The sequence below is a fragment of the Embleya sp. NPDC059213 genome (assembly GCF_042754445.1).
GTDB lineage: Bacteria > Actinomycetota > Actinomycetes > Streptomycetales > Streptomycetaceae > Embleya.
On sequence record NZ_JBHZAV010000019.1, the window covers coordinates 32,595 to 44,664 of the forward strand.

7 protein-coding genes are annotated in these 12,070 nt (G+C 73.0%); 3 read left to right on the forward strand and 4 right to left on the reverse strand.

The features are described from left to right. The first annotated feature begins 118 nt into the window (after window positions 1-118). Together ACFXMF_RS10475 and ACFXMF_RS10480 are read left to right on the forward strand one after the other, a co-directional pair. Window positions 119-2,149: a flotillin family protein gene (locus tag ACFXMF_RS10475; RefSeq protein WP_379987614.1), complete on the forward strand. Its 2,031-nt coding sequence runs from the start codon at window positions 119-121 to the stop codon at window positions 2,147-2,149. A gap of 47 nt (window positions 2,150-2,196) precedes the next feature. After that, on the forward strand, window positions 2,197-6,999 hold the full coding sequence (locus ACFXMF_RS10480; RefSeq protein WP_379987616.1) for a DNA repair ATPase: 4,803 nt from the start codon (window positions 2,197-2,199) through the stop codon (window positions 6,997-6,999). Here ACFXMF_RS10480 and ACFXMF_RS10485 read toward each other — a convergent pair. Beyond that, the gene (locus tag ACFXMF_RS10485) at window positions 6,978-7,673 is read right to left on the reverse strand and encodes a GNAT family N-acetyltransferase (RefSeq protein WP_360307420.1); all 696 of its coding nucleotides are present in this window, start codon (window positions 7,671-7,673) and stop codon (window positions 6,978-6,980) included. The genes ACFXMF_RS10480 and ACFXMF_RS10485 overlap by 22 nt on opposite strands. Before the next feature lie 188 nt (window positions 7,674-7,861). Between ACFXMF_RS10485 and ACFXMF_RS10490 the strand changes: the two genes are divergently transcribed. Then, the gene (locus tag ACFXMF_RS10490) at window positions 7,862-9,424 is read left to right on the forward strand and encodes a molybdopterin-dependent oxidoreductase (protein WP_360307422.1); all 1,563 of its coding nucleotides are present in this window, start codon (window positions 7,862-7,864) and stop codon (window positions 9,422-9,424) included. Window positions 9,425-9,482: 58 nt separating this feature from the next. Here the strand turns inward: ACFXMF_RS10490 and ACFXMF_RS10495 are convergent, their stop codons facing one another. The 3 genes from ACFXMF_RS10495 to ACFXMF_RS10505 all read right to left on the reverse strand — a co-directional run bounded on the left by ACFXMF_RS10495 (window position 9,483) and on the right by ACFXMF_RS10505 (window position 11,916). Further along, complete coding sequence (locus tag ACFXMF_RS10495; RefSeq protein WP_379987658.1) at window positions 9,483-10,523, reverse strand: LLM class flavin-dependent oxidoreductase; 1,041 nt, start codon at window positions 10,521-10,523, stop codon at window positions 9,483-9,485. Between the two features lie 221 nt (window positions 10,524-10,744). Further along, window positions 10,745-11,407 (reverse strand): RICIN domain-containing protein, encoded by a 663-nt coding sequence (locus tag ACFXMF_RS10500; protein ID WP_360307428.1) that lies wholly within the window; start codon window positions 11,405-11,407, stop codon window positions 10,745-10,747. A 206-nt stretch (window positions 11,408-11,613) separates the two neighbouring features. Then, entirely contained in the window at window positions 11,614-11,916 is a 303-nt protein-coding gene (locus ACFXMF_RS10505) for a co-chaperone GroES (RefSeq protein WP_052173837.1), read from the reverse strand. Window positions 11,917-12,070 lie beyond the last annotated feature (154 nt).

Sequence of the window (12,070 nt, forward strand, 5' to 3'; positions counted from 1 at the left end):
CGCCCCTCGTGCTCGTCCCCACCCCGCTCGCGGCGCCGTGCGTCGCGGCCGCGGGATCGCCTGCGCCGAAACCGCCTTCCTGCCAACCAACGTCCCGTTCGACCAAGGGATTTCACTGATGGATGCCATCACCGTGGGCATCGGTGTGCTCGTCGCCGTCGTCCTGCTCGTCCTGTTCGTCGTGCTGCTCGCCGTGGCCCGGCTGTACCGCAAGGTGTCGCAGGGCCAGGCCCTGATCATCTCCAAGGCGGACACGGTCGACGTCACCTTCACCGGTGCCGTGGTGCTGCCCGTGCTGCACCGGGCCGAGACCATGGACATCTCGGTGAAGACCATCGAGATCCGCCGGACCGGCCGCGAGGGCCTGATCTGTCGGGACAACATCCGTGCCGACATCCACATCTACTTCTTCGTCCGGGTCAACAAGACCGTCGAGGACGTGATCAAGGTCGCCCAGGCGATCGGCGCGGACCGGGCCAGCGATCGGGCCGCGATCCAGGACTTCTTCGCCGCCAAGTTCGCCGAGGCGCTCAAGACGGTCGGCAAGCAACTCGACTTCGTCGACCTGTACACCAAGCGCGAGGAGTTCCGGGACCGCATCCTCGCGGTGATCGGCACCGACCTCAACGGCTACCACCTCGACGACGCCGCGATCGATTTCCTCGAACAGACCCCGATGAGCCAGCTCGACGGTGCGAACATCCTGGACGCCCAGGGCATTCGCAAGATCACCGAGCTGACCGCGATCGAACACGTGCGCACCAACGAGTACCAGCGCACCGAGGAGAAGGAGATGACCCGGCAGAACGTCGAGGCCCGGGAGACCGTGCTCGAACTGGAGCGCCGGCAGGCCGACGCGGAGATCAAGCAGCGCCGGGAGATCGAGATCAGCCGGGCCCGCGAGGAGGCCGAGACCGCCCGGGTGCAGGCCGAGGAGCGGCTGCGCGCGCAGAGCGCCCACATGAAGACGGAGGAGGCGCTCGGGATCCAGAACGAGAACCGCGAGCGTGAGGTGGCCGTCGCGCAGAAGAACCGCGAGCGGGTGATCGCGGTGGAGAACGAGCGGATCGAGAAGGACCGGCTCCTGGAGGTGATCGCCCGGGAGCGGGAGACCCAACTGCGTCGGATCGCCGGCGACAAGGAGGTCGAGGGGGAGAAGCGCGAGATCGCCGAGGTGATCCGGGAGCGGATCGCGGTCGAGCGCACCGTCGCCGCGCAGGAGGAGGAGATCAAGAAGCTCCGGCTGGTCGAGGAGGCCGAGCGCGAGCGCCAGGCGTTGATCATCCAGGCCGAGGCCCAGGCGCAGGAGCGACTGGTCAAGGACATCAAGGCGGCCGAGGCCGCCGAGCAGGCGGCCGGACACCGGGCGGCCGAGCAGCTCACCCTGGCCGAGGCCCGGCGCAAGGCCGCCGAGCTGGACACCCAGGCGGCGATCCGCGGCGCCGAGGGCAAGCGGGCCGAGGCGGCGGCGGTCGGCCTGGCCGAGGCCGAGGTGCAGGAGCGGATGGCCGAGGCGGTGGCCAAGCTGGGCCACGCCGAGGCGGAGGTGACCCGGCAGAAGGCGCTCGCGAGCGCCGAGGGCCTGCGCGAGCGGCTCAAGGGCGAGGCCGAGGGCCTGACCGAGAAGGCCGCCGCGATGGCCGCGCTGGACGAGTCCAGCCGCGAGCACGAGGAATACCGGCTGCGGTTGGAGGCGGAGAAGGAGATTCGGCTGGCCGGCCTGGAGGTGAACCGGCAGATCGCCGAGGCCCAGGCCACGGTGCTGGCGACCGGCCTGGAGAACGCCAAGATCGACATCGTCGGCGGCGACAGCATGTTCTTCGACCGCATCATGGGGGCGATGGCCGCCGGGAAGAGTGTGGACGCGTTCGTGGACCGCTCCGACACGGTACGCACGATGGCCGGCGCCTGGCTGGACCCGAACGGCTCCACCTTCGCCGCCGACCTCGGTGCGATGGTCGGCGGCCTGGGCGCGAGCGGCGTGCGCGACCTCACCCTGGCCGGCGCGCTCGGCGCGCTGATCGCCGGCGGCGGCCCGCAGACCGCCGTGCTCAAGGGCCTGCTCGAATCGGTGCGGGCCGGCGGCCTCGGCGACACCCGACTCGCCGACCTGGTGATCCCGGCGCAGCTCAACGGCGCCGGCAAGTAGTCACCGGCGTCCCGAACCGCCCGTACGACAAGGGAGTTGACCCGAACGTGAGAAGCCCAGCCCCGGCCCGGGGCGGTTCCAAGTCCGAGGCCGAGTCCGGGACTTACGAGGTCCTGCGCGACCGGTTGCTGAGCGCGGCCCGCGACCTGGGCGCGCGGGCCGGGGCGCTGAACGAGCGCCGGGTGCACACCTACGGCGGCGGCACGCTCGACCTGGCCGACACCCACCGGGTGCACACGCAACGCCCCGCCTGGGCCCGGGACGTCGTCCAGGTCGGCGGGCTGCTCCTGGTCGGCCTCCGGGGCGGCGGCGTGCCGGGCGAACCGGTCTGCCCCGACGACGTGTTCGCGCTGCACCGGCGCACGCCCGAGGGCTTCGCCCCGGCGCCGGCGGACGCGGTGCCCGGTCTGCTCGACGACGCCCGCTTCCGGCAGGACTTCACCGAACTCTTCCGCTACTTCCGCGACACCGAACTGCTGCACCTGCGCGACACCGGCACGCACCTGCTCGCGGTCTTTCGGGTCGGCGAACGGCTCACCGACATCCGGGTGTTGCGCTGGCGGCTCGGCCCGGACGGCAGCCCGACCTATCTGGACGCGCAGGGCGAGCGCGAGTACGCCCTCCCGCCGGCACACGACTTCGCCTGGACCGCGAGCACCCGCGCCGACCACGTGCCGGGCCGGCATCCGCACATCGCGATCGCACAGACGTTGTACGTGTCCACCCTCGACGGCCGGCTCACCGTCAAGGTGGTGGACGACACCGCGACCGCCGAGGGCGTCTACGCCGAACCGGTCGAGGATCCGCTCCAGTCGCTGGCCGACGCGGACGTCGAACACGCCCGGGTCGGGCCGCTGTTGCTGGTCCGGGTGCGCCCGTACCACGAGGACGCGTGGCGGCATCTGGTGCACAACACCCGCACCGGCGAGGTGCTGCGCCTGGACGGCATCGGGGCGGCCTGTCGGCGACTTCCCGACGAGCAGGGCATCGTCTTCCCCGGCGGCTACTACCTGAGCACCGGCACCGCGCGCACGTTCGACATCGACACCGTCGGCCTGGAGTTCGAGTCGACGGTGCGCTCGCCCAACGGCGAGGACGTGCTCTACGTGTTCCGGGCCCGCGCCCAGGGTCGCACCGTGCTGCTCTCCTACAACGTGATCCGCGAGGAGGCCGCGGCGCCGATCGTCGGACACGGCCGGGCGTTCTTCGCGGACGGCACGATGGCGGTGCTGCGCGCGGCGGGCGAGGAACCCGGCCGGGTGCACCCGATCCAGGTGTGGCGCACGCCGTACACCTCGGACGCGTACGCGGCGGCGCGGCCCGCCGGGACCGGCCCGCTGGCCCGGATCGGCAACCCCGAACTGGTGCGCGGCATCGCCGACTGCCTCTCGATCGCCGCGATGGCCGAGGAGATGGCGCCCACCACGGCGGTCTTCGCCGCGATCGCCGCGGCCGCGGCCCGGGTCGAGGACACCCACCACTGGCTCGCCGATCCCGAACTCGAGCGACTCGACGAACCGTTGGCCGCCGTCCGGGGCACCGCGGCCGATGTGGTCGAGGAGTTCCGCCGGGTCCTGGACCTGCGCCGGATCGCCGCCGAGGCGGTCGAGGAGGCCGCCGCGAACACCGTCACGCTGACCCGGCGGGTGCGCGGCGAACACCCGGACAGCGCCGCGGCGTGCGTCCGACAGCTCACCGAGCTGCGGCGGGCCCAGGGCCGGTTGGCCACCCTGCGGGAGATCCGCTACGTGGACACCGCGGCCCTGGACGGCCTCGACGCGAGCGTGGTCGAGGAACTGGCCGAGGCCGGCCGGCGTGCGGTCGCCTTCCTCGCCACCGCCGACGCGTTCGCCGACACCCACCTGACCGTGGACCGCCTGGCCGCCGAAGCCGCCGAGTCGGACACCGTCGCCGGATCGGCCGCGCTGACCGAGCGGATCGACGAACAGGCCGAGGGCCTGCGCATCGTCACCGAGGTGGTCGGCACGCTGGAGGGCACCGACGCCACCGTACGCACCACGATCCTGACCCGGATCGGCGAGGTGCTCGGCGGGGTCAACCGGGCCCGCGCCACCCTCTCGACCCGCCGGCGCGAGCTGGTCGCGGCCGAACAACGCGCCGAATTCGCCGCCGAGATCACCCTCCTGGAACAGACCGTGGTCGGCGCGCTGTCCGCCGCCGTCGATCCCGAGGAGTGCGACGAACAACTCGGCAGGCTGCTCGCCCGGATCGAGAACCTGGAGGCCCGATTCGGCGATCTCGACGAGCACCAGGCCCGGATCGACCACGAACGCGAGCGCGTCCACGACGCGTTCTCCGCCCGCAAGCAGGCCCGGCTGGACGAGCGCGCCCGACACAGCGCCCGACTGGTCGACTCGGCGCGGCGGATCCTGACCACGATCGCTCGCCGGGTCGCCGACCTGGCGAGCACCGACGAGATCAACACCTGGTTCGCCTCCGACGCGCTGGTCGCCAAGGTGCGCTCGACCGCGGCGGAACTGCACCGACTCGGCGACCCGGTGCGGGCCGGCGAGTTGGAGGGCCGGCTCAAGGCCGCTCGGCAGGAGGCCGCCCGGGCCCTGCGCGACCGGGCCGAACTCTACGACGCGGCGGGAACCGTACGGCTGGGCCGGCATCGGTTCGCGGTGCACGGGCGGCCGATGGAGTTGACCCTGCTCCCGGACGGGGACGGCCTGGCCTTCGCGATCACCGGCACCGACTACCGCGCGCCGCTGCGCGAGCCGCTGCCGGCCGCGCACCGGGCCTTTCGGGACCAGCCGTTGGGCTCGGAGTCGCCGCAGGTCTACCGGGCCGAGTACCTCGCCGCGGTGGTGCTGGCCGAGAGCCGATTCCCGGCCTCGGCCACCCCCTCGGCCGAGGAACTGCTCGCCGAGGTGCGCCGGATCGCGCTGCCCCGGCACGGCGAGGGCTACGACCGAGGCGTGCACGACCACGACGCGGCGGCGCTGCTGGCGGCCGTACTGCGGTTGCGTGCCGGCGCCGGACTGCTGCGCTTCACGCCGCAGGTGCGGGCCGCGGCCCAGCTCTTCTGGGCCTACGGCGCCGGTCCGGACGCCCGGGCGCCGTGGACGATCCGGGCCCAATCGTTGGCCCGGGCCCGGGAGACCTTCGGCCCGGTGCCGGCCGCGCACGATCTGGCCGCCGAACTCGGCGAACAGGCGGTCGAGTTCCTGACCGGCGCGCTCGGCGCGCCGACCGTGGCCGGCGAGGCGGTCGGCGGCTACCTGGTCGAGGAACTCGCGGCCGGCGGACCACGTTTCGTCACCGGAGCCGCGGCCCGGACGCTGCTCGCCGACTTCCGCACCGCGCTCGGCGGCGACGGCTCACCCGCCGCCAAGGACTTCGCCGAGGACCTGCGCGCCCTCGGCGACGACCTCGCCGCCCGCCACCAACTGGTCACCGCGTGGCTCGGCGCCTACGCCGAACGACTCGACGCCGGCCCGCCCGTCGACCTGCCCGAGGCGATCGCGATCGAGGTGTGCGGCAAGACGCTGGACCGACACCCCGTGGACGCGCCCCTGGCGACCACCGTGACCGGTCTGCTCGGCAGCCACCCGCGCCTGACCGGCGCCGGCACGCTGGACCTGCGGCTGGACGAATTCCTGCTGCGCACCGACGAGTTCCGCCAGGTCCGGGTGCCCGCGTATCGGGCCTACGAGCGCACCCGGGCGAGCCTGCTCGCCGCCGAGCGCGAGCGACTGCGGCCGGACGCGCACACCCCCCGGGTGTTGCCGACCTTCGTGCGCAACCGGCTGATCGACGAGGTCTATCTGCCACTGATCGGCGACAACCTGGCCAGGCAACTGGGCGCGGCCGGCGACGCCCGGCGCACCGACAACCAGGGTCTGTTGCTGCTGCTGTCCCCGCCCGGATACGGCAAGACCACGCTCCTGGAATACGTCGCGGCCCGCCTGGGCCTGGCGTTCGTCCGGATCGACGGCCCGGCCCTGGGGTCGCGCACCACGTCCCTGGACCCGGCCGCCGCACCGGACGCCGCCGCGCGGCGCGAGATCGAGAAGATCGGCTTCGCGCTGGAGTTGGGCAACAACGTGCTGCTGCACCTGGACGACATCCAGCACGTATCGCCCGAACTGCTCCAGAAATTCGTCTCGTTGTGTGACGCGCAACGCCGGATCGAGGGCGTGCGAGCGGGCGAGGCGCGCAGCTACGACCTGCGCGGCAAGCGGTTCGCGGTGTGCATGGCGGGCAACCCGTACACCGAGTCCGGGGCCCGCTTCCGGATCCCGGACATGCTCGCCAACCGGGCCGACGTGTGGAACCTCGGCGACGTGCTGGGCGGCCGGGAGGAGCTGTTCGCCCTGAGCCACATCGAGAACGCGCTGACCGCGAACCCGATCCTGGCTCCGCTCGTCGGTCGCGAGCGCGGCGACCTGGAACTGCTGGTCCGGCTCGCCCGCGGCGACGCCGCCCGCCCGGAGCGCCTCGCCCACCCGTACGATCCGACCGAACTGGAGCGCATCGTTGCGGTGTTGCGCCGACTGCTGCACGTGTGCGAGACGGTCCTCGCGGTCAACCGGGCCTACATCGCCTCGGCGGCACAGTCCGAATCCTCGCGCACCGAACCGCCGTTCCGCCTCCAGGGCTCCTATCGGGACACCAACAGGCTGGCCGAGCGGCTCCTGCCGGTGCTGGACGACGCCGAGGTCGAGACGCTGTTGGACGACCACTACGCCGCGGAGGCGCAGACGTTGACCGGCGACGCGGAGGCGAACCTGCTCAAGCTGGCCGAACTGCGCGGCCGGTCGACGTCGGCCCAGGAACTGCGCTGGGCGCAGGTGAAGCGGGCCTACCTGGCGGGTCGGGGCTGAGCCGCGTCGTCTTCTCGGACCGGCTCCGGGATCCAGGCCGCGGTGAGCACGCCGTGTTGCGTCCAGCCCAGCGTGCGGTACAGCGCCAGCCCGTCCGGGCTGGCCACCAGGACCCCGGTCCGGGCGCCCCGCGCGGCGGCGGCGTCGCCGAGGGCGGTCATCACCACGCTGCCCAGGCCCCGACGGCGGTGCGCCGCATCCGTCCCGATTTGGTCCGCCACCGCGGTCTCCCCGGTCACCGCGATCCGACCGTGGGCGGCGACGGCGCCGTCGGCGGCCCGCAGCCGGACCTGGACCACCCCGCCCGTCGGCTCGATCTCGATCGTGTAGCCGCTCGGCACGTCCACCGTCGCCCGCCGCAGCGGTCCGGTCATCGGATACTCCGGCTCGCCCACGGTCCACGCGGACGTCAGCTCGGCCCGCACCCGCTCGACCGGGGCGAGGACCTTGATCCAGGTCCCGGGAGCGGTCCGGGTCCGGGCGAGTTCGGCCACCCGATCGAGATCGAAGAGTACGTACCGCACCCGATGACCCGGCAGGCCCACCTGTAGCCGGAAGCCGCCCGCCACCTCGACCGGCGGCGGCACCTCGCGGGCGGGCGCCCAACCGGTGACCCAGGCCCGCACCAGTTCGGCGGCGGGGAACGGAAGGTGCTCGCGGACGGTGGTGGTCACGGCTTCCCCAGACGGATCGACGACTCGACCCGGAAAGCTTATTGCAAGGTATTCGCAATAAGGCTCGGGGTGCTTCGTCACACAACGGTAAGCAGCGGATTTCCCCGTGCGGGCCGGCGCGAAGCCACGATGGGGGGCAGCCCTGGCGAGCCGTTCGCCAGGGTTGTTCTCGGACGTGAGGTGGCGTTGTGCGGCGTTCTGGTCGGTCCGGTGCCGCGTTGGTCGGTGTGGTCTCGGCGGCGGTGGCGCTCGGGGTGGCCGAGGCGGTCGCGGCCTTCGTGCGACCGGAGGCCACCCCGTTCGTGACGATCAGCGGCGCGGTCACCGACCGGGCGCCGCAGGGGCCGCGCGAGTGGGCGATCCGCACCTTCGGGACCGGCGACAAGGCGTTTCTGCTGACCGTGATCGCCGTGCTGCTCGTGGTGTTCGCCGCCGGACTGGGTGTGCTCGCCGCCCGCCGGCTCCGCTACGGGATCGCCGGGGTGCTCGCGCTCGGCGCCTTCGCCGCGTGGACCGCCGCCGACCGACCCTCGTTCGAAGCCGCCGACCTGGCGCCGGTGTCGGTCGGCACGCTGTTCGGGGTGCTGACGCTGGTCGTGCTGACCCGGCCGGACCTGATCGACCGCCGCCCGCTCGCCCGCCCGCTGCCGGGCGCGCCCGAGGACGGCGTGAGCGAGCCGGCCCCGGACACCACACGCCGCACGGTGCTCGTGGCCGGCGCCGCCGCGCTCGCCGCGTTGACCGGGTTCGGCGGCCGGATGCTGCAACACGCCCGGTTCAACGCGGAGAAGTCCCGGGCCGCGGTCGCCGCGAACCTGCCCACACCGCTCAGCCCCGCCGCCCCGGCCGGCCCCGGCCTGCTCGAACCCGGCCTGACCCCGTACCTGACCTCGAACGCCGACTTCTACCGGATCGACACCGCCTTCACCGTGCCGCAACTGCGCGCCGAGGACTGGGAGCTGCGCATCCACGGCCTGGTCGACCGGGAAATCCGGCTCGACTACCGGCAGTTGCTGGAGCGCGTCGCGATCGAGCGGGACATCACGCTGGCCTGCGTGTCCAACGAGGTCGGCGAGGACCTGATCGGCAACGCCCGTTGGCTGGGCACCCCGCTGGCCGACCTGCTGCGCGAGGCGGGCATCCGGCCCGGCGCCGATCAGTTGGTCTCCCGCTCGTCGGACGGGATGACCATCGGCACCCCGCTGCGCGAGGTGCTGGACGGGCGCGACGCGATGTTGGCGTACGCGATGAACGGCGAGCCGCTGCCGATCAAACACGGCTTCCCGGTGCGGATGGTGGTGCCGGGGTTGTACGGCTACGTCTCCGCGTGCAAGTGGCTCGTGGACCTGGAGGTGACCCGGTTCGACACGTTCAGCGCCTACTGGGTCAGGCTCGGCTGGGCCCGGCAGGCCCCGATCAAGACCCAGTCGCGACTGGACACCCCCAGGGACGGGAGCAGCGTCGAGGCCGGCCCGATCCCGGTCGCGGGCGTCGCCTGGGCCCAGCACCGAGGCATCGCTGCGGTCGAGATCCAGGTCGACGACGGCCCGTGGCAGCCCGCCGAACTCGCGCCGCAGACCACCACCGACACCTGGCGGCAGTACCGCCTGCGCTGGGACGCCACGCCGGGCCGGCACACCCTGCGCGTCCGAGCCACCGACGGCACCGGCGCGGTACAGACCGCCAAGACCGCGGACGTGCTGCCCGACGGTGCCACCGGGCAGCACCACGTCGAGGTCACGGTGCGCTGAATCGCCGACCGGCGAGCCGGGCCCGGAGCCCGACAACGAGCCGAGCCCGGCGCCGGGCTCACTCCTCGATGAGCCCCCACGCCTTCGCGATCAACTCGTACGACCGGATCCGGGCATCGTGCCCGTAGACGTTGCTGATCACCATCAACTCGTCCACCTGCGTGCGCTCGCGCAACTCCCGCATACCGGCTCGCACCTCGGCCAGGTCACCGCTGATGTGTTGGCGTCGGTAGTTCGCCACGAACTCCCGCTCGGCCGGCGTCCACGGATAGGACTCGGCCTCCTCCGGTGAGGGCATCCGGCCCGGATTGCCGCTGCGCAGCCGCAACATCGACAACGCCTGGGACTGCGCGAGCCGCTCCGCCTGCTCGTGGGTGTCGGCCGCGATCACCCCGGCCGCGATCATCGAGTACGGCTCCTTGAGCGACTCGGACGGCTGGAACGACTCGCGGTACAACCGCAGCGCGGGCACCGTGTGCTGCCCGCTGAAGTGGTGCGCGAAGGCGAACGGCAGGCCCAGGACCCCGGCCAGTTGGGCGCTGTAGCCGCTGGATCCGAGCAGCCACACCGGCGCCTCGCCGGCCGCGAACTCGCCGCCCGCCTCGATCCCCGACGCGGGACCGGGCACCGCGTGCATTCGCGAGTAGGGGTGATCCGGGGCGAACGACCCGGTGACGAAGCCGATCAGCTCGCCGAGCGCCTGCGGGAACTCGTCGACCGACTCGGCGCCACCGCCGCGGCGCAGGGCGCGCATGGTGACCTGGTCGGTGCCCGGGGCCCGGCCGATGCCGATGTCGATCCGCCCGGGGTGCAGCGCCTGGAGCGTGCCGAACTGCTCGGCGACCACCAGCGGCGCGTGGTTGGGCAACATCACGCCGCCCGAGCCCAGCCGCAGGGTGGAGGTGTGCGCGGCCAGGTGGGCGAGCAGCACCGGCGGCGAGGAGCTGGCGATGCCGGGCATGTTGTGGTGCTCGGCCACCCAGAACCGATGGAAGCCCCATTGCTCGGCCCGCCGGGCCAGCTCGGTGCTCGTGCGCAGTGCCTCGGTCGCCGAATACCCGGTCCCCACCGGGGCCACGTCCAGTACCGACAGCTTCACAGCGTCCACTCCGCGTCCCTCTTCCTCGCCGTTTCTCGCCCGCCCGATTGCGCACCCGTGCACCCGTGCCGCCGAGGGTGGGGTGGCCGCGATCGCTCTGAGGTGCAACCGCAGGGCGGCGCGCGCTGTTCCGGGCGGCGGGCGTGCAGGGGGTCACACCCGGTGGGGGAGCACATCCGCCGCGGGGCCGGGCGGGCCCGGCCGGTTCGCCCGACGCCCGCTCACGCGCCGGCGGCTCGCCACACCGCGCCCGAGCCGGCCGGTACCAGGCCCAGCCCCTGCAGGCCCTTGTTCTGCTCGCCCAGCCCGAGCGCCGAGCCGTTGCGGGCCAGCAGGACCACACCGGAGCCGTCGGCCTGCGGCTTCCACAACTGGTTGTCGCCGCGTCCGCAGTCGTCCTGGTACGCCCGAGAGTCCCGGCCGCCCGACACCTCCAGGCACTTGCGCGAGAGCGCCGACTCCAGCCGGACGAAGCCGCCGCCCGCGTCGCGCACCACCCACTGCTGGTTCGCCTTGCCCGCTCCGGCCGGATACGCGATCACCGCGGCCCGGTCCCGGTCGCTGGCCCCGCTCACGTCCATCGCCCGGCCGTCCCCGAGGGTCAGCACGTAGCGGGCGCCCACGGTCAGCGGCGACTTGGGCGGCGCGGTCCTGGACGGTGACGGGGACGTCGAGGTGGGCGCGGCGGTGGTCGGCGGCGTACTGACCTGTGCACCGACCACGGTGGTGGGGGACGGGCTGCTCGCACCGGGCGACGTCGCCGCGGCGGCGGACTTGCCACCACCGCCACCGCCACCACCGAACACCCCGACCAGGCCGCCGCCCAGGAAACCCACCAGCGCGACCGCGCACAGCGCCGCCATCCAGATCCGACGTCGCGGCATCTGTTTCCCTCTCCTCTTGGCCGGCTCTTCGTGCGGATCGGGTCATCCTGGCAGAAGAGTTCACCCGCAGGAGTGAGCCGGCTCACCCGATTCGGTCCATCCCGGCGGCCCGATCCACCGCGCGCATACGAAGCCGCCGGGTGGTGAAGGGCTCACCACCCGGCGTTCGACGGCTGTTCTGGGATCTCTCGGCGGACGGTCCGCGGTCAGAGGTAGAGGCCGGTGGCCTCGCCGGAAACCTCGATGCGTTCGGCGGCGACCGCGTGCAGATCGCGCTCGCGGAGCAGGACGTACGGAACACCGCGCACCTCGACCTCGGCGCGCTCCTCGGGGTCGTACAGGACACGATCGCCCGGTTCGACGGTGCGGACGTTCTGGCCGACCGCGACCACCTCCGCCCACGCCAGCCGCTTGCCGACCTGCGCGGTCGCGGGAATGAGGATGCCACCGCCGGAACGACGCTCGCCCTCCGCCGCGTCCTGGCGGACCAGCACGCGGTCGTGCAGCATGCGGATGGGCAGTTTCTCGCCGAGATCGTGGGCGTTTTTGCTCGAAGACTGGGACCTGTCGGAACTCACGCTTCGACAAGCTACCCGTCCGACGCGGAACGTGCGTCACCGGGAGGTGTGATGTCCCGATCCGATTCCGCCTCGGCCGGGCCCG

Bases quoted from the DNA above. Each gene is read 5' to 3' on its own strand.
- ACFXMF_RS10475 (WP_379987614.1), top strand. From the start codon at position 119: ATGGATGCCATCACCGTGGGCATCGGTGTGCTCGTCGCCGTCGTCCTG.
- ACFXMF_RS10500 (WP_360307428.1), bottom strand. From the start codon at position 11,407: ATGCCGCGACGTCGGATCTGGATGGCGGCGCTGTGCGCGGTCGCGCTG.
- ACFXMF_RS10505 (WP_052173837.1), bottom strand. From the start codon at position 11,916: ATGCTGCACGACCGCGTGCTGGTCCGCCAGGACGCGGCGGAGGGCGAG.